This is a genomic window from Myroides odoratus, from assembly GCF_965118575.1.
In the GTDB taxonomy this organism is placed as follows: domain Bacteria; phylum Bacteroidota; class Bacteroidia; order Flavobacteriales; family Flavobacteriaceae; genus Flavobacterium; species Flavobacterium odoratum_B.
On the sequence record NZ_CBCPHW010000003.1, the window covers coordinates 103,872 to 121,002 of the forward strand.

Below are 17,131 nucleotides of genomic sequence, written 5' to 3' on the forward strand. Positions count from 1 at the left end.
TTTTTCTTTTTTTACCACTTGGCATAATGTGTCTAATTTAGAGATTAATAAATTATTTTACTGTTACTTCTGTGTTTGACTTTACACCCTCTACAAACACTTTAGCTGGTTTAAATGCAGGAATGTTATGAGCCGGAATTCTAATTGTTGTGTTTTTAGAAATGTTTCTTCCCGTTTTTTCAGCTCTTGTCTTGATGATAAAACTTCCAAAACCTCTTAAATACACATTTTCTCCTGTTTCTAACGACGCTTTTACTTCATCCATAAAAGATTCTACTGTCGCTTGAACGTCACCTTTCTCAAGCCCTAATTTCTCTGAAATTTTAGCTACAATGTCCGCTTTAGTCATTTTAGATATTAATTATATTTGTTGTTGTCTGTTTTTTTTAGAGTGTGCAAATATATTAATTTATAATCCAATAATTCAATCTTAATCGATTAAAATTTAATTATATATCTTTATTTTTGCCCCTCATATAATTTTGACATGGATTTCTCTAACAAACTAATAGCTTGGTATTTAGACAACAAACGTTTTTTACCTTGGCGTGAAACAAAAGATCCTTATCACATTTGGCTATCAGAAATTATATTACAACAGACGCGTGTTGTACAAGGATTACCCTATTTTGAGGCTTTTAAACAGGCATATCCTACTATTTTTGATCTCGCAAATGCCCAAGAAAACGATGTTTTATTACTCTGGCAAGGCTTAGGTTACTACAGTCGGGCACGTAATTTACACGGTACCGCCAAAAAAATAGCCTATGAACTACAAGGTCGATTCCCAACTACTTACACCGAACTTCTTACCTTAAAAGGCGTAGGTGAATATACCGCTGCCGCAATTGCCTCTCTTGCATTTGATGAAGTTGTTCCCGTTGTGGATGGAAATGTCTTTCGAGTTCTCGCACGAATTTACGGAATTACATCTGATATCTCAAGTCAAAGAACTAAAAAAGAATTTCAACAGTTAGCTGCAACCCTTATTTCACAAAAAGAGCCTGCCTTATTCAACCAAGCAATTATGGATTTTGGCGCTATACAATGCACCCCAAAAGGGGTAAATTGTACTCCCTGTCCATTTATTACCACCTGTGTTGCCTATCAAACCAATCAGATAGACAAACTACCAGTTAAACTAAGCAAAGTCAAAGTTAAAAATCGCTATCTCGATTTCTTAATTTTCTTAGATGCAGCCAACAATACCCTGATTGAACAGCGCACGCAAAAAGATATCTGGCAAAACTTATATCAGTTTCCCGTAATTGATCGATTCGAAAACACGTCTCCAAACCTTGAAGAATACCTACAAACAACGTTTGCAGACTATGAGATTCTTCAGTTGGAGCGCCTCACTGAAGAAGTGATTATTCATCAATTATCCCACCAAAAACTACACATTCATTTTTGGTTGATTAAAACGAACAGCGATGCTAGAATTAGCACCCCATGGCATGAATTAAATAAATTTGGTTTTCCAATTGTAATTCATAACTTTATTCAGTCGATAAACGTATAATTTTTTCACTTATGAATGGAACGTTGAACAAAGTAACGCTGATTGGTCACCTAGGTGAAAACGTCAAAACACACTATTTTGAAAATGGCAATTGCATTGGGCGTTTTCCTTTAGCTACTAATGAAGTTTATATTAACAAATCGACTGGTGAGCGCATGACCTCAACCGAATGGCACAATGTTGTCGTTCGCAATAAGCAAGCGGAAGTTTGTGAAAAATTTCTTACCAAAGGAGATCGAATCTATGTAGAAGGTCGAATCCGAACTCGACAGTGGGTAACCGAAGAAGGCATCCAAAAACAAACCGTAGAAATCATCGTGACGGAATTTATGTTTTTAGACACCAAAAAAGAAAGTAGTAAAACACTTACACCCGAAGAAATAGAACGAAAAAAGGCGATTGACAACTTTTCAGTTCCTGGAGAAAACAACAACGATAATTTACCGTTTTAACACGGAGAAGTAAATAAACTATATGTTCAAACCAACCCTGGCTCACTATGGTGCGCCCTTATTAGGTTTACTGCTACTGCTCAGTTCTTGTAAAAAAGAAACAACGCCAAGACCTAATGCGTATTTAGCACTCAATTATCCGGAACAAGAATACAAAACCTATGAAAATTCTTTCCATCATTTCACTTTTGATTTAAACAAAAATGCCTCGGTAAAAGAACTAAAATCAACGGCTTTTGAAGTACATTATCCTCAGATGAAAGCTACGGTTTTCATGAACTACAAAACAGTCAATAACAATTTGGAGGCTTTATTAAAAGATGCCCAAAAACTGACCTATGAACATTTCATCAAAGCGGATGAGATTATAGAGCAACCCTTTATGAACGAAAAAGACCGTGTTTTCGGCATGTTTTATCACGTAGGAGGCAATGCAGCAACCAATGTGCAGTTCTACGCAACAGATAGCGTAAAGAACTTCGTAGTGGCTTCTTTGTATTTTTATGCGAAACCCAACTTTGATTCTATTCTCCCTGCCAGTGCCTATATCCAAAAAGATATGCGACAGATGTTAGAGTCCCTGAAATGGGAACAAAATAAATAAAAAAAAAGCTTTCGTTTAGAACGAAAGCTTTTTTACTTATAACTAAATTAAAGAGTCTTAACCTCTAAATTTTCTACTTTATAACTGCCGTTCGCAATTTTTTGAACGGTTTGAGTTAAGGATTCTCCACTTTGTTTGGCATCATCAAAAATAACAGTAGCTGTTTTAGCATCAAAATCAACTTTTGCTTCTTTTACTCCTGTTAATCCTGTCAATTTTCCTTCAATCATCTTCGCGCACCCTAAGGCACACGTCATTCCTTCAATTTGAAAAGTAGCTTGTTCCATAGTTCCTGCTACCTCATTTGATTCAGCTACTTCTGCTGCTTTTACTTGCGCTACAGTTTCTACTTTGCCTTCCTCTTTTTTAGTTTCGCTTTTACATCCTACTAAAAAGATTCCTCCTAGTAAGGCTACTAATCCTAGTTTTACTATTTTCATTTGGTTCTTTATTAACTATTCGATTGACACAATGTTTTTTGTACTTGCAAAAATACAAAAAAAATAAAGGCTCCTTGCTCCGTTATTCATTCTTTTTATTTTGACAATCACTCCTTTCGGTTGACAGTTAACCCTTAACCGCAAACCTATTTTTACAGTACACTTGAATCAAAAAAAAGTCGCGATTCAAATAGAATCGCGACTTTTCAAAAGAATTATAATTAATTTTAAAAAAGATTATTTAAAATCTGCATCCGATACTCCTTCGTTAATCTTAATTTCCTTTGTTTTCAATTCAATCTCGATACCGACATTCATCATTTGTACAAATGGAAATTTGATTCCCTTAACTTCTTTATAATCTGAATAGTTTACAACCTGTTGCATTTTTTGCCCCATTTGCTCTACTTCCTGAACAACAGCAATTTTTAATCCTGTTGTTACCGCGTAATAGCTTGTTGTATCCCCAGTTTTAACGCCATAAGCATCAACACCATTGATTGACTCAATTCCAGTTAATACAGCAGCTGAATTTGCTTTTAACTCAGCAAATGGAACTGCCTCCGCTTGTGCTGCTTTTAATTCTTCGCCAGTAAGCTCTGTTTTTTGTCCTTGTACAACCGTATACCCTTCTTTTGGCGTAATAATTTGTTTAGACATTACAGCACCCATCATTTTTTGTTCTGATGATAAGTATCCGTCTTTTATTTTATTAACCATCTCCAACTTCATTCCTTGAACTTCAGCTTCACTCAGTACTAAAAGCGATTTAACAGCTTTTACTTTATCTGTTCCACCGATTGCTTTAATATAACCCGCAAAAACCGTTTCAACTGTTACACCTGCAGGTACTTCTTTTTTAAATACGGGTTTCTCAACTGGATTTGCTTCTTTATCGTAGAAATACATCGATTTTTTCAGCCCTTCTAAGCTAGTTACCACATCTGCTCCTTTTCCAACGATAACGATACGCATAGCATCATTCAAGAAATACTTTTGTGCAGCTTTCTGAACATCTGCTGCTGTTACTGCATTGATTCCTTTGATATAGTTTTCATAAAAATTAGCAGGCAACTTATGCAATTCTTTGTTTAAGGCATAGCGAGCTACTGTTTCTGGTTTTTGGATTTCCATCACAAAGTTTCCGATATACTTAGCCTTCGCCATTTTTAACTCCTCATCTTTCACTAAAGTAGTACGCATTAACTCAATCTCTTTGATAAATTCTGTTACTGCACTATCCGTTACTACGTTACGAACAGAAGCACTAGCTCTAAATTTACCTGGATATTTACGTGCCACACTTATTGATGAATAGGCCCCATAGGTCCATCCATGTGCTTCACGAAGATTTAGAAATAAACGTCCTTCACCACCTCCACCAAGGATTTGATTCGCTAAAAGAGCAGCAAAATAATCGGAGTCGGTCATTTTTAAATTCACCTCATTCACTAATGCAATTTCAGATTGCACCGCATTCGGCATATTTACGAAATCTATTTGTGTAGTTGCTACATTTTTATTGGTTTCAGAAGTAGCAAATTGTGTAGCTGACGTTTTCCAACTGTTGAATAACAATTTTACTATCTTTTCCGTTTTTTTGTACTCAACATCCCCAACTACTACCAAATATGCATTGTTAGGTGTAAAATACTTGGTATAGTATTCTTGTACATCTGCCAATGTAACCTTACTTACTGTAGCTTCGGTTTCAAATTCTCCTGCTGCAGAATTTTTTCCATACAACAAAGCATCTTCTACACGACTAGCCACAGCCGATACACTTTTTTCACTTGTTTTTAAAGATTCTATTACCTGTGCTTTTGCTTTATCAAATTCGTCTTGTGTTAGTACTGAATTTAAGGCACCATCTGCCAACAAACCTAAAATAGTTTCATTGTACTTTGACAAACCACTTGCATAAGCTCCACTAGAGAAAAAACGAACATTTGCCCCTAAAAAATCAATTTCATCATTGAATTTTTCTTTAGACATTTTTTTCGTTTGATTCCCTAATACTTGAGATAAAATAGAAGTAACTCCGGCTTTATCTCCCTCAGCAACTAAAGGATTATCAATCGTTAAGGTATAGGATACTTGGGGTAATTTATGATTGGGAACAACTAATACTTTCAATCCGTTTTTCAATACAAATGAAGTTGGTTGTCCTATATGTACTGTCGGTACAGGTCCTGATAAAGGTTGTTTTCTATCCTGTGCTTGTAATTGAGCAGCTGTCAAAGCAAAAACTAAACTAGCTGCATATATATATACTTTTTTCATTTTTCTTCTACTTGTTTAGCATTAGTTATTAGCGTCTTTCTCTGGAATATAATCTAAGATTAAACGTTGATTTTTATTCAAGTATTTCTTAGCTACATCGCGAATTTCTTCACGAGTAATAGCTCTATACATCTCAATATTCGTGTTAATCAAATTAGTATCCCCATATAACAAGCTGTATGTCGCTAAGTTATGAGCCAATCCTTCTAAGTCAGCATTTCCACTAACATACTCGTTTTCCATAACGTTTTGCAATTTTTGGAAATCGCGTTCAGAAATTAATTCCGTTTGTAGTTTTGCAATTTCTTTATCAATCTCAGTCACTAAGTCTTCCGTTGTATACCCTTGCATTGGCAAACCGTAAATTAAGTATGCCCCATAATCTTCTTGACTTAAGTTAAACGCTCCAATTTCTAGTGCTTTTTTCTGCTCATCCACAATTTTCTTGTACAATCTAGAACTTTTTCCATTTGATAAAATAGAAGAAATCATATCTAATACACGTGCTTCACGCGTTTTCATAGAAGGCGTACGATACGCTTGAATCAACATTGGAATTTGAATATTCGGGTCTTGGTACTCCGCTCTAATTTCTTTTGTAATAGGATCTTCTTGAATCGATGCACGTGAAATTGAGGTTCCTTTTTCAATCGAACCAAAGTATTGTTTAATCCAGTTTTTCGCTTGTGCAGTTTCAAAATCACCAGCTACTACTAACACGGCATTATTAGGAATATAGAATTTTTTATTAAAAGCTAAAAACTCATCTAAAGTAGCAGCGTCTAAATGTTCCATTGAACCAATAGGAGCCCAACGGTACGGGTGTTTAGTAAACAAATTTTTCTTAACCTCTGGCAAAAGTTGACCATAAGGCTGATTATCCATACGCAAACGCTTCTCTTCTTTTACCACTTCGTTTTGCGTATCTACTCCAATTTGATTAATAACCGGATGCATCAAACGTTCCGATTCCATCCATAAAGCTAATTCTAAATTATTCGATGGAAACACTTCGTAGTAATACGTTCTATCGTCCGAGGTATTTGCATTGTTTTTACCGCCATTTGCCGTTACCAACTTGAACCATTCTCCGCGTTCAATATTTTTTGTTCCTTCAAATAATAAATGCTCAAAGAAATGCGCAAATCCTGTGCGTTCAGGATTTTCATCCTTTGCACCTACGTGATACATCACAGAAGCAATAACTACAGGAGCTGATTTATCCTGATGCAAAATAACTTTAAGCCCATTATCCAAAGTGTATTCTTCGAATTCCACTTTTTGAGCTGACGCAGTCATTCCAAAAAACAAGGCGCCTAAAATCAAGAGTGATCTTTTCATTTTTTAGTTGTTTGAATTTAGTTTATAGACTTATAAGACGCTTTTTTTGTTTTTTGTTACACCCAAATAGGATTTATTTCTAGACTTTAACATTTAACCCTTTTGTTTAGCGTTATCCCTTGTCATTCAATTCCTTATTTATTTTTAAAAAAATTTGACTCATTAAAAAAAAATTGTACATTTGCACACTTAATTAAACATTAATAATTTATTGTTATGTACGCAATCGTAGAGATAGCAGGGCAACAATTCAAAGTTAGCAAAGACCTTAAAGTTTATGTTCACCGTTTAGCATCAGAAGAAGGAGCGACTATCATTTTTGATAAAGTTCTTTTAGTTGATGATAACAACAACATTACTATAGGCGCCCCAGTTATAGAAGGTGCTTCTGTGGAAGCGAAAATTTTACAACACCTTAAAGGTGATAAAGTAATCGTTTTCAAAAAGAAAAGAAGAAAAGGTTACAAAAAGAAAAACGGTCACAGACAATCTTTAACTCAAATCGTTATTGAAGGAATCAATTTCGGTGGAGCAAAGAAAAAAGCGACTAAAAAAGAAACAGCTGAAGCAGCTGAGTAATTAACAATTTAAAATTATAACGTCATGGCTCACAAAAAAGGTGTCGGAAGTTCAAAGAATGGTAGAGAATCAGAATCGAAACGCTTAGGTGTTAAGATTTACGGTGGTCAAGCTGCTATCGCTGGAAACATCCTTGTTAGACAAAGAGGTTCTAAGCATAATCCTGGTGAAAACGTTTATATGGGAAAAGACCATACTTTACATGCTAAAGTTGACGGTGTTGTTAAATTCCAAAAGAAAAGAGACAACAAGTCTTACGTTTCTATCTTACCATTTGAAGCTTAAGAATCTATTTTATTTGTTTGTAACAAATAAAAAGATTAAAAAAATAAAAAAAGGTACTGTGAATTTCACAGTACCTTTTTTTATATCCCTGTTTTATATTTCCCTTCGTCACCCTAAAACGCAAACTTTATTTCAGTAAATAGCAGGAAATAAAGCAATTAGCGCACCTTTATCCCGTATTTATCTCCTATTCTCCCCGTATTTTCCTTGTTTTAATCAGCGACAAATTGCTATTTTTAGTTTTTATTTAGAAATAATACAAATAGTGTTGCGTATCTCATTTTCATTATTTATTTTTGGTCTAAATTAATTTTAACTAAAATTCATACTATCAAACATGATGAAAGTAACTAAATTTTTATCTGCTTTAGCCATTCTAGCTTTTCTTTCTGTAAGCTGTTCTAGTGATGACGATGTTATCCGCAAAAAAGACGGACAGACAGAAGTAGGTTCAGAACTTCCATTTGAAGGAAATTATGCCTATGCACACGCTGGGAATCCAATTCCATTTGAATTCACAAAGAAAACGATCAGCATGCAAATGTCTGGTATGGCTGGAAGCGGTCAAGAAGACGACAACTATAACATTATCAAAGTATACAAAGACGATAATAATGTATTAAAAGTTGTAGCGAAACACGTAACTGAAAGCGAATATAAAGCGTTTTTCTTCAGAAATATTAAAGATGAATCCTTAGACATTAATATTGATTACTCTTTTAAATCAGAAATTGAAGCAATTGAAACTACGTATCCAAGTACAGGAAATACAACACCAGATCACACAAACAACAAGTTTAGCTGGTTAAAATTAACGAAAACAGGTAACGAAACGATAAAAATCAACTTACCCGTTCAAGGAAAGTATATTTTCTCAGGTCAAGGACATACCTATTACTACAGCTTCACTAATTCAGTGATAAATTTCAACGGTTCTTATGACATGAAAGTATTACAACACAACAAGAACACTAATAAAATTTTATTACAAGGTATAGGTGAAAAAGCGAGTACTTATTATGTAACTCAGTTAAAAAACATCACTGAAAACACGGTAGATGTTGCGCGTTTAACATTCGGGGAAGCAGATGCAAAAGCAAAAGCGGAAGCTGAATTTGCTTTAGCGACAGACTTAACAGGAGCTAACTTCACTACGTATACGAAAGAGGGTTCAATAGCCTCTCCTGAATTTGAAGGATTAAATGGTACGTATGTATCTGCTATTATTGGAAATAATTTAGGGTACTATGAATTTAAAATGGGTTCAAACAATGAGGCCTTTTTATTCATGGGAGATTTCGCTGGATCAGGAACGTTTGAGGCAGGTGGAAAATTAGAATTAAAAAGAGTATTTTCAGATGAAACAAAAGGGCAAATTATCTTTGAAATTTTAAACTCTGAAGGCTACTATGCTGAAAGAAATGGGCAATTCTTAACTTTATATGTAAAAGATTACCAAGATGGAACAAAAGCTACATTTGCAATTGCAACAAAAGGCGGAGTTACTTCTATCTCAACGAGTAAAGGAAACGTAATTGGTACTACGTTAGAAGAAGCGAAAGCACTAGCAGCACCAGCTGCTATGAATATGTGGGGAGAAAATATGATGGCTTACGCGCATGTTTGGATTCCTACAACAAAAAAATAAGGCATTTCCACATTTGTTTAACTAATGAAAAACGGCTTTTGAACTAGTTTCAAAAGCCGTTTTTTTATTTGGTTACTTTGATGGTATGATACAATTCTAATGCTTTTCCATCGGTCAACATCGAAACAAAATGACAAATACTCATCAAGCGTTCGTACAAACTATCCGTTTCAATAATATAACGCTCTGGCAATAATTTAATGATCAATCCGTCATAGTGATTATCTTCACCATAATAACGGTTATTTGTAGCCGTAATAAAACGTTCTAAGAGCGTTTCAATCACTTGATACCCGATGATCTCCTTTTCAATTACTTCTTTGCTCTGATAAACGTTATTAATACTCACTGCTAAAATATCTTTCATCTGCGCAATGTAAGAACACTTCTCTGTTAGTGCAAAAGGATAATCACCTGCTAAAATCTTTTCTTCGTTTTCAATAAACAAACGTGTAACATCATCAATTAAACTACCGATCGCCAAGGCTCTTAAATAGCTCACACGATCCTCTTTTGAATTTAATTGAGAGTATTTTTGTGTATTGATACTATTCTGAACAATCATGATTAAGAATTCCAATGCATGCTCTTCAGGAATCCAACCGAGATTAATTCCATCTTCAAAATCGGTAATTGTGTAGCATATATCATCCGCCGCTTCTACTAAATAAGCCAAGGGATGACGATAAAAGGCGGTTTCTACGCGATCGTCTTTCATGATCATACCCAATTCTGAAGCTACATCAATAAATGCTTCTTTATCGCCTTGAAAAAAGCCATATTTCTTGTCTGAAATATCGCGGGTTGGTTTTTTAGGCAAACTCTCTTTGGGATATTTTGTAAATGCACCTAAGGTAGCATACGAAATACGCAAACCACCTTCAATACCCGGACGCGATTTCGTCAAAATAGAAAATCCATTGGCATTTCCTTCAAAATCAATTAAATCCTGCCATTCTTTTTCGGTTAATTTTTCTTTAAAAACAAGCCCTTTTCCGCGATTAAAAAAATCGCCGATTGCCTTTTCTCCAGAATGTCCAAAAGGGGGATTTCCAATATCATGCGCTAAGGATGCTGCAGCGACAATCGCACCAAAATCATTTACAGTATATCCGTATTCTTCTGTTAAATGCGTGTATTTCTTCAAAAGCTTCTCCCCTACATTACGTCCTAAAGAACGTCCTACCACAGAAACTTCGAGACTATGGGTTAATCTTGTATGAACAAAATCAGTTTTTGATAAAGGGATAACTTGTGTTTTATCCTGTAAACTGCGAAAAGGGGATGAAAAAATGATGCGATCATAATCTACTTCAAAACCGATTCTTGTTTGACTTTCATCTAAACGATTTCTAACAAAGGTGTCGCCATGCTTTTTTAAAGACAGCAACTTTTCCCATTTCATCATATATTATACTCTTTAATTACTTTACTACTTTTCTGAATTGATTTGACTTGCTATAATATTACTCTTAACAGAACGATAGATATGATTTTTAGCTTCTGCATAAGAAATAGCATATAATCGTTCTACATCTGCATATTCTGAAGGATAAACAGCTAGCATTCTATCGTAATACAAATCCAGGGCTTGTTTTACAGGTGCTGTATATTCTAACTTTAGCTCAAACCGGCGAACCAAAGCCTCATCAATCATCTGAATTTGATTGGTTGCAGCTATTAAAATTGATTTTTGAGGAAAATTATCGATTAACTGTAAAATAGCATTAACAACCCGTTTCATCTCACTATTGTCCTTATTGTCATAATCGCGAATTTGACCCAAAGAATCAAATTCATCAAAAAAGAGAACCGCACTTTCGTATTGGATTTCCTTAAATAAACTTTCGATATTTTTGGCCGTTTCACCCAGCTTAGACGAGACAATAGTAGCCAGATTAACAATGATAAGTTTCTTATCCAACTGTTTGGCAATTGCTTTAGCAGTCATCGTTTTACCACAACCCGTTTTGCCATATAACAAAATCTTATTACTGACAGGAAGGTTGTATTTAGTTAGTATCTCGCGATACTTATATTCCTTCAAGAATGCTTCGATTTCCCGTTCTACTACTTCAGTAAACATTACATCTTCTAAGCTAGTATTCGATCGATCGATATAATACAAAGAACTCATCTCAAAATTAGGATTTGAACATTATTAAGTACAAATATAAGCTAAAAAAAACGTTGCGTTCTCATGACTCAAATTAAAAAGTGCCAGAAATAGTAATCCTTATTTAAACCTATTTCAGTAAACTAAAATTTAGGTTTACGACCATATTTATTGGGTAATTCTGCACCTCTTAAGCACAAGAGTATCACTACCAGCGCCAAATTCAAAATAGGAATCAATAAAAGTAGCGAAAACAGTCCATGCCAATTTACATCGTGTAATCGTCGGGCAGAAGCAATAATAGCTACATAAATAAGTGCGGTACAGATAAAAGAGTAATTTCCCTCAAGCTCAAAATGCGGCTGATAGAGATAGGCACATAAAAATACAAATCCCAAAATCGCCAGTCGAATTGCATAATCCTTTCTCGAGCTTCTGCCAATGGGTGCCAAAAAACCAGCAAGCCATGCCTGTGGGCTAGCATAATTCGCTTTATCTTTTAAATTAACTTCGGTAAATTTTTTATTGACACCATTATCGAGCTTAATGGTTTTCTTTACTTGATAGGAACTATAGTTATTGGTTGCCGTTAATTCAAAAAAAAGATGAGCCGCGCGCATCTCTTTTACGCGATAAACAATTTTTCCCTTTAACTCATCCATATAACCCAGCGGGTGAATCCGAATAACATCCGCATTCTCACATTCCCATGTAATTTCGATGATATCCCCAACAAAAAAATAGGTTTGATTACATGAAAAACTCACAACAATAGGGTTATAATAGGTTGCTTCCGCTTGTTTTTGCTGTGCTGTTTTTGTTTCACTGGAAGTGGTATAACTAGAAGAAGATGTAGACTGAAATAAAGTTAAATCATAGGCTTTTCTCCCCTTTTCATCTCCTAGAATTTCATAGGCTTTAATCACTTCAAAAAGCTTATTTTGATGTGTCGTATCTCCCTGATTCATATCGGGATGATAGCGCTTAGACAACCGTCTAAAAGCTTGTTTGATTTCGCTAGAAGTAGCGGTTTTATCGATTTCTAAAATAACATAATAGCTGCGCATACACACTTGCGAATTAAATACAAACCTTTCTTCTTGTTACAAACTCAAATATTCACTAAGTTCTATTTCAAGAAAAAGGCAATTTACTCAAATAAGTACAATGACAAAAAAATCCCCCTCCTTCTTTTTTATCCGTTTCTCTTTCTACTTATTCCATAAAAAAAGGTATGACTATATACATCATACCTTTATAAATATCGTATTGCTTAATGCAACCTATTCTTCTCCAGCTAAGAAAAATTTCATTGATTTCATTGGATAAGCAACATTGCTCTTTCCACTTGGATTGGCAATTATCGTTTTAATACTAATTAGATCACCCAATTTAAATTGAGCTTCTGTATATTGATAATCGAGTAAATATGGACCGCAAAAATAATTTCCTTGTTCATCTTTCTCAATTATCCCTTTAAATATTCCTTTTTTCGTTTCTTTCGACATCGTATATTCTTATTTGTAACGTACAAAGATACAATAAAATCACGCTTCCTATCTCTTCTTCTAAAAACTAAAAGACAATTAATCTTAGCGTTCAAAAACAAGGTTTATTGCAGCCCCAATATCTAGCAATTCCTTCTTGCATATTCTTGTACATTTTGGTTATTCCAAAAAAAAACGACAACTAATTATAGTTGTCGTTTGTATATTTAAAGGGACCCCCTACTAAAGTTCTAACGCTTTTTTAGGATTATTGTCCATCAATAATTCGGTTGGATTTTCTAAAGCCTCTTTTACTGCGACTAAGAATCCTACTGATTCACGTCCATCGATAATACGGTGGTCATAAGACAAAGCCACGTACATCATTGGGTGAATTTCAACTTTTCCATTTACTGCAATTGGGCGCTCAATGATATTGTGCATTCCTAAAATTCCAGATTGCGGAGGATTGATAATTGGTGTTGATAACATCGATCCAAATACACCACCATTGGTGATTGTAAAAGTTCCTCCTGTCATCTCATCCACTGTAATTTGTCCATCACGTGCTCTTGTAGCCAAGCGTTTAATTTCAGCTTCAACTCCACGGAACGATAATAATTCAGCGCTGCGAACAACCGGTACCATTAGTCCTTTTGGTCCCGATACGGCAATAGAAACATCACAGAAGTCATATTGAATTTGCTCTTGTCCATCAATCATTGAGTTAACATCTGGATACAATTCTAAAGCTCTTGTAACTGCTTTTGTAAAGAAAGACATAAAACCTAAACCAACGCCGTGTTTTGCCTTGAATGCATCTTTATATTCACTTCTCAATTTGTTTACATTCGTCAAGTTTACTTCGTTGAACGTCGTTAACATGGCGGTTGTATTTTTAGCTTCTACCAAACGTTCTGCTACTTTACGACGTAACATAGACATTTTTTTGCGTTCTTCTCCTCTTGATCCTCCAGAAGGAGTACCCATTGAATGTTTCGCGTTTAAAGCATCTTCTTTCGTGATTCTGCCTTCTTTTCCTGTTCCAGAAACGGTAGCAGCATCAATATTTTTCTCATCAAGTATCTTCTTAGCTGCTGGAGAAGCTGTACCTGTTGCATACGTAGTCTTTGCAGGTGCTTGTACTGGTTCTGCTTTTGGTGCTTCTGTTTTTGGAGCCTCAGCTGCTGGTTTCGCTTCTGTAGAAGAACCTCCTGCTGGTTTTGCAGCACTTGTGTCGATTAGACAAACTACTTGACCTACAGCCACTGCGTCACCCTCTTCAGCTTTTAAAGTAATAATTCCACTTGCTTCTGCAGGCAATTCTAATGTTGCTTTATCTGAATCAACCTCAGCAATTGCTTGGTCTTTTTCAACATAGTCTCCATCTTTTACCAACCAAGTAGCAATTTCAACCTCTGTAATTGATTCACCTGGAGAAGGAACTTTCATTTCTAAGATGCTCATCGTATATTCTTTAATTAAATATTGTTATGTAAAAATACTCTTTTTTTATTATAAGTTCTTATTAAAAACTTTATCAACTGCATAGGCAAAACGCTTTTTAGAACGCGTTGAACTTCCAGAAGCTGGTGCGCTATACGCTTTATTTCCAGCATAACGCAATGGTTTTTCTTCAAAGTTCATCAACATATAGCTATAAGCGCCCATGTTTTTAGGCTCTTCTTGTGCCCAAACGTAATCCTCTGCATTTGGATAAGAAGCGATTACTGCTTTAATTTGTTCTACTGGCAAAGGAAACAATTGCTCTAAACGCACAAAAGCGATATCCTCTCTACCTAATTCTTCTCTTTTAGCAATCAAATCGTAGTAGAATTTACCAGAAACAAATACCAATGATTTCACTTTTGCCTTGTCTACGTTTGCATCGTCAATTACATATTGGAATTTACCTTCTGTTAAATCGCTGATTGTAGAAGTAGCTAAAGGATGTCTCAACAAACTCTTCGGCGACATTACAATTAATGGTTTACGGAAATCCGTTACCATTTGTCTTCGCATTAAATGGAAGAAATTGGCAGGTGTTGTACAGTTTGCTACAAACATATTGTGTTCTGAACACAGTTGTAAATAGCGTTCTAAACGAGCGGAAGAGTGCTCTGCTCCTTGGTTTTCATAGCCATGAGGCAATAGCATAACTAACCCATTTTGGCTGTTCCATTTATCTTCTGCCGCAGAGATATATTGATCCATCATGATTTGAGCTCCATTAGAGAAATCTCCAAACTGTGCTTCCCAAATCGTCAAGGTGTTTGGGTTCGTCAAGGCATAGCCATACTCAAAGCCTAACACGGCATATTCTGACAAGTGAGAATTAAATATTCTCATTTGTCCTTTTTGATTTTTCAATTGATTTAATAGGATGATTGACTCTTCCGTATCTTCTGTTTTAACAACAGCATGACGGTGAGAAAACGTACCGCGTTCAACATCTTGTCCAGACATACGAACATCATAGCCTTCTGAAAGTAAAGATCCGTAGGCTAATAGTTCTCCCATAGCCCAATCCAACTTATCACTTTCGAAATACATGGTTTTGCGGTCTCCGATAAGTCTTTTTACTTTGCTAATAAATTTTTTATCTTCTGGAAGTTGCGTGATGACTTCGGCAATATCAGTCAATACTTGCTTAGATACTTTAGTATCATAGTCAACAACCATAGCCTGTTCATCTACTGTTTTGAAATTTTTCCAGTTTTCTTGCATGAACGTTCTGATTTTAGCAAATTCATTTTCACGTGAAATTTGTAAATCTTGTTCTAATACATCTTTATATTGTTGTTCTAAGTCTTTTACAAAACTTTCATCGACAATTTTATCATCTAATAATCTTGCATTATAGATATTTCTAGCATTTGGATGCTTTGCAATTAATTTATATAAAAGAGGTTGGGTGAATTTTGGTTCATCCCCTTCATTATGTCCATATTTACGGTATCCTACCAAATCAATAAATACATCTCTTCCGAAAGTCATACGGTATTCTAAAGCGAATAAGAAAGCTCTAACTGCTGCTTCGGTATCATCTGCATTAACATGCAATACAGGTGATGCTGTAACCTTCGCAATATCCGTTGAATAAGTAGATGAACGTCCATCGGTAAAGTTTGTTGTAAATCCAACTTGGTTGTTTAATACCACGTGGATTGTACCTTCCGTTTTATACCCTCTTAACTGGGCCATCTGTACGATTTCATACACAATTCCTTGTCCTGAAATAGCTGCATCTCCGTGTAAAGCAATCGGCAATACTTTAGAAGGGTTATTTGTAAATACCGTATCTTGTTTTGCTCTGGCGATACCTTCAATCACGGCACCAACTGTTTCTAAGTGAGAAGGGTTGGGTGCTAAGTTTACATGGATATCTTTTCCTGAGCGCGTTTTACGCATAGAACTCAATCCTAAGTGATATTTTACATCTCCATCGAATCCTTCTACTGTATCGTAATCTTTTCCATCAAATTCGGAGAAAATTTCTTGGGTTGGTTTTTTGAATACGTTTGCTAAAACATTCAAACGTCCACGGTGTGACATACCAACTACAATTTCCTCAACGCCTTTTGCGGCTGCAGATTCAATTAAGAATTCCATCGCAGGAATAGCAGCTTCTAATCCTTCTAAAGAGAAACGCTTTTGACCTACATATTTTGTATTCAAAAAGTTTTCAAAAGAAACGGCCTCAATTAACTTGTGTAAGATTTCTTTTTTCTCTTCTGAATCGAATTTTGCTTCTGGGATTTCGAAGTGATCTTGGATCCAATTCACTTCTTTTTCGTCTGTAATATATTTGAATTCAATTCCTAAAGTTGCACAGTATATTTTTTCTAATTGCGCAATAATTTGTGCTAAAGACGAAGTAGGTAATTGAATTGTTTTTGCTGCCTCAAACTTTGTAGTTAAATCTGCAGCGGATAAACCGAATTTTTCTATACTTAAATCTGGATGAACAACTCTTCTTTCTCTAAGCGGATTGGTTTTAGTCAATAAATGTCCATAGGTTCTATATCCATCAATTAATTTAAGTACAGCTAATTCTTTTGAAATCTGGCTTGTATCTACCGAATTATTAGTATTTGAGCTACTTGTTGATGAAGGGGAATAAGTAATTTGCTGTGCTGAACTATCATGATATTTATTTGCAAAATCGAAACCTTGAAAAAAGGCTCTCCAACTTGGTTCTACGCTATCTGGATTTTCTAAATATTGATCATACAAATCTGCAAAAAATGCAGTGTGTGCCGCGTTTAAAAAGGAAAATCTATCCATAATTTTCGTCTAAAGACCTATTGATTAAATATTATATATACAAAAATACAACTCTTTGATTACAAAAGTATAAACTTTTTCTTATTT

At 35.1% G+C, this 17,131-nt stretch carries 16 protein-coding genes; 6 read left to right on the forward strand and 10 right to left on the reverse strand.

Annotated elements, in window-relative coordinates; translation table 11 throughout:
* Positions 1 to 52: 52 nt before the first annotated feature.
* Positions 53 to 349: an HU family DNA-binding protein gene (locus ACMHJ2_RS03275; protein WP_413511530.1), complete on the reverse strand. Its 297-nt coding sequence runs from the start codon at positions 347 to 349 to the stop codon at positions 53 to 55.
* A gap of 138 nt (positions 350 to 487) precedes the next feature.
* Between ACMHJ2_RS03275 and mutY the strand changes: the two genes are divergently transcribed.
* The 3 genes from mutY to gldD are packed head-to-tail and all read left to right on the forward strand — an operon-like array spanning position 488 to position 2,578.
* On the forward strand, positions 488 to 1,522 hold the full coding sequence (gene mutY, locus ACMHJ2_RS03280; RefSeq protein WP_413511531.1) for an A/G-specific adenine glycosylase: 1,035 nt from the start codon (positions 488 to 490) through the stop codon (positions 1,520 to 1,522).
* An 11-nt stretch (positions 1,523 to 1,533) separates the two neighbouring features.
* Positions 1,534 to 1,974 (forward strand): single-stranded DNA-binding protein, encoded by a 441-nt coding sequence (locus ACMHJ2_RS03285; RefSeq protein WP_413511532.1) that lies wholly within the window; start codon positions 1,534 to 1,536, stop codon positions 1,972 to 1,974.
* 22 nt (positions 1,975 to 1,996) lie between these two features.
* The gene (gene gldD / locus ACMHJ2_RS03290) at positions 1,997 to 2,578 is read left to right on the forward strand and encodes a gliding motility lipoprotein GldD (RefSeq protein WP_413511533.1); all 582 of its coding nucleotides are present in this window, start codon (positions 1,997 to 1,999) and stop codon (positions 2,576 to 2,578) included.
* Between the two features lie 47 nt (positions 2,579 to 2,625).
* Here gldD and ACMHJ2_RS03295 read toward each other — a convergent pair whose 3' ends face one another.
* The 3 genes from ACMHJ2_RS03295 to ACMHJ2_RS03305 form a co-directional block, all read right to left on the reverse strand.
* Entirely contained in the window at positions 2,626 to 3,018 is a 393-nt protein-coding gene (locus ACMHJ2_RS03295) for a heavy-metal-associated domain-containing protein (protein WP_413511534.1), read from the reverse strand.
* A 237-nt stretch (positions 3,019 to 3,255) separates the two neighbouring features.
* Entirely contained in the window at positions 3,256 to 5,301 is a 2,046-nt protein-coding gene (locus ACMHJ2_RS03300; RefSeq protein ID WP_413511535.1) for a M16 family metallopeptidase, read from the reverse strand.
* A 21-nt stretch (positions 5,302 to 5,322) separates the two neighbouring features.
* Positions 5,323 to 6,642, reverse strand: coding sequence for a M16 family metallopeptidase (locus ACMHJ2_RS03305; protein ID WP_413511536.1), 1,320 nt, complete (start codon positions 6,640 to 6,642; stop codon positions 5,323 to 5,325).
* 216 nt (positions 6,643 to 6,858) lie between these two features.
* Between ACMHJ2_RS03305 and rplU the strand changes: the two genes are divergently transcribed.
* The 3 genes from rplU (at position 6,859) to ACMHJ2_RS03320 (ending at position 9,154) form a co-directional block, all read left to right on the forward strand.
* Positions 6,859 to 7,221: a 50S ribosomal protein L21 gene (rplU, locus tag ACMHJ2_RS03310; protein WP_413511537.1), complete on the forward strand. Its 363-nt coding sequence runs from the start codon at positions 6,859 to 6,861 to the stop codon at positions 7,219 to 7,221.
* Between the two features lie 24 nt (positions 7,222 to 7,245).
* The gene (gene rpmA, locus ACMHJ2_RS03315; RefSeq protein ID WP_413511538.1) at positions 7,246 to 7,506 is read left to right on the forward strand and encodes a 50S ribosomal protein L27; all 261 of its coding nucleotides are present in this window, start codon (positions 7,246 to 7,248) and stop codon (positions 7,504 to 7,506) included.
* Positions 7,507 to 7,843: 337 nt separating this feature from the next.
* Complete coding sequence (locus ACMHJ2_RS03320) at positions 7,844 to 9,154, forward strand: hypothetical protein (RefSeq protein WP_413511539.1); 1,311 nt, start codon at positions 7,844 to 7,846, stop codon at positions 9,152 to 9,154.
* Between the two features lie 64 nt (positions 9,155 to 9,218).
* Here the strand turns inward: ACMHJ2_RS03320 and dgt are convergent, their stop codons facing one another.
* From dgt to ACMHJ2_RS03350, 6 genes are all read right to left on the reverse strand, one after another.
* Complete coding sequence (dgt, locus tag ACMHJ2_RS03325) at positions 9,219 to 10,562, reverse strand: dGTP triphosphohydrolase (protein WP_413511540.1); 1,344 nt, start codon at positions 10,560 to 10,562, stop codon at positions 9,219 to 9,221.
* A 24-nt stretch (positions 10,563 to 10,586) separates the two neighbouring features.
* Positions 10,587 to 11,291: an AAA family ATPase gene (locus tag ACMHJ2_RS03330; RefSeq protein ID WP_413511541.1), complete on the reverse strand. Its 705-nt coding sequence runs from the start codon at positions 11,289 to 11,291 to the stop codon at positions 10,587 to 10,589.
* 122 nt (positions 11,292 to 11,413) lie between these two features.
* Positions 11,414 to 12,337 carry a DnaJ domain-containing protein gene (locus ACMHJ2_RS03335; RefSeq protein WP_413511542.1) on the reverse strand — a complete coding sequence of 308 codons (924 nt, stop codon included), beginning with the start codon at positions 12,335 to 12,337 and terminating at the stop codon, positions 11,414 to 11,416.
* A gap of 216 nt (positions 12,338 to 12,553) precedes the next feature.
* Positions 12,554 to 12,778, reverse strand: coding sequence for a hypothetical protein (locus tag ACMHJ2_RS03340; RefSeq protein WP_413511543.1), 225 nt, complete (start codon positions 12,776 to 12,778; stop codon positions 12,554 to 12,556).
* Positions 12,779 to 13,000: 222 nt separating this feature from the next.
* Entirely contained in the window at positions 13,001 to 14,224 is a 1,224-nt protein-coding gene (gene odhB / locus ACMHJ2_RS03345; protein ID WP_413511544.1) for a 2-oxoglutarate dehydrogenase complex dihydrolipoyllysine-residue succinyltransferase, read from the reverse strand.
* Positions 14,225 to 14,272: 48 nt separating this feature from the next.
* The gene (locus ACMHJ2_RS03350; RefSeq protein WP_413511545.1) at positions 14,273 to 17,044 is read right to left on the reverse strand and encodes a 2-oxoglutarate dehydrogenase E1 component; all 2,772 of its coding nucleotides are present in this window, start codon (positions 17,042 to 17,044) and stop codon (positions 14,273 to 14,275) included.
* Positions 17,045 to 17,131: the final 87 nt, after the last annotated feature.

Coding starts and splice junctions, on each gene's coding strand:
- rplU (WP_413511537.1), top strand. CDS start 6,859: ATGTACGCAATCGTAGAGATAGCAGGGCAACAATTCAAAGTTAGCAAA.
- ACMHJ2_RS03330 (WP_413511541.1), bottom strand. CDS start 11,291: ATGAGTTCTTTGTATTATATCGATCGATCGAATACTAGCTTAGAAGAT.
- ACMHJ2_RS03340 (WP_413511543.1), bottom strand. CDS start 12,778: ATGTCGAAAGAAACGAAAAAAGGAATATTTAAAGGGATAATTGAGAAA.
- ACMHJ2_RS03285 (WP_413511532.1), top strand. CDS start 1,534: ATGAATGGAACGTTGAACAAAGTAACGCTGATTGGTCACCTAGGTGAA.
- odhB (WP_413511544.1), bottom strand. CDS start 14,224: ATGAGCATCTTAGAAATGAAAGTTCCTTCTCCAGGTGAATCAATTACA.
- ACMHJ2_RS03350 (WP_413511545.1), bottom strand. CDS start 17,044: ATGGATAGATTTTCCTTTTTAAACGCGGCACACACTGCATTTTTTGCA.
- ACMHJ2_RS03320 (WP_413511539.1), top strand. CDS start 7,844: ATGATGAAAGTAACTAAATTTTTATCTGCTTTAGCCATTCTAGCTTTT.
- mutY (WP_413511531.1), top strand. CDS start 488: ATGGATTTCTCTAACAAACTAATAGCTTGGTATTTAGACAACAAACGT.
- ACMHJ2_RS03295 (WP_413511534.1), bottom strand. CDS start 3,018: ATGAAAATAGTAAAACTAGGATTAGTAGCCTTACTAGGAGGAATCTTT.
- ACMHJ2_RS03275 (WP_413511530.1), bottom strand. CDS start 349: ATGACTAAAGCGGACATTGTAGCTAAAATTTCAGAGAAATTAGGGCTT.
- ACMHJ2_RS03305 (WP_413511536.1), bottom strand. CDS start 6,642: ATGAAAAGATCACTCTTGATTTTAGGCGCCTTGTTTTTTGGAATGACT.
- ACMHJ2_RS03335 (WP_413511542.1), bottom strand. CDS start 12,337: ATGCGCAGCTATTATGTTATTTTAGAAATCGATAAAACCGCTACTTCT.
- ACMHJ2_RS03300 (WP_413511535.1), bottom strand. CDS start 5,301: ATGAAAAAAGTATATATATATGCAGCTAGTTTAGTTTTTGCTTTGACA.
- dgt (WP_413511540.1), bottom strand. CDS start 10,562: ATGATGAAATGGGAAAAGTTGCTGTCTTTAAAAAAGCATGGCGACACC.
- rpmA (WP_413511538.1), top strand. CDS start 7,246: ATGGCTCACAAAAAAGGTGTCGGAAGTTCAAAGAATGGTAGAGAATCA.
- gldD (WP_413511533.1), top strand. CDS start 1,997: ATGTTCAAACCAACCCTGGCTCACTATGGTGCGCCCTTATTAGGTTTA.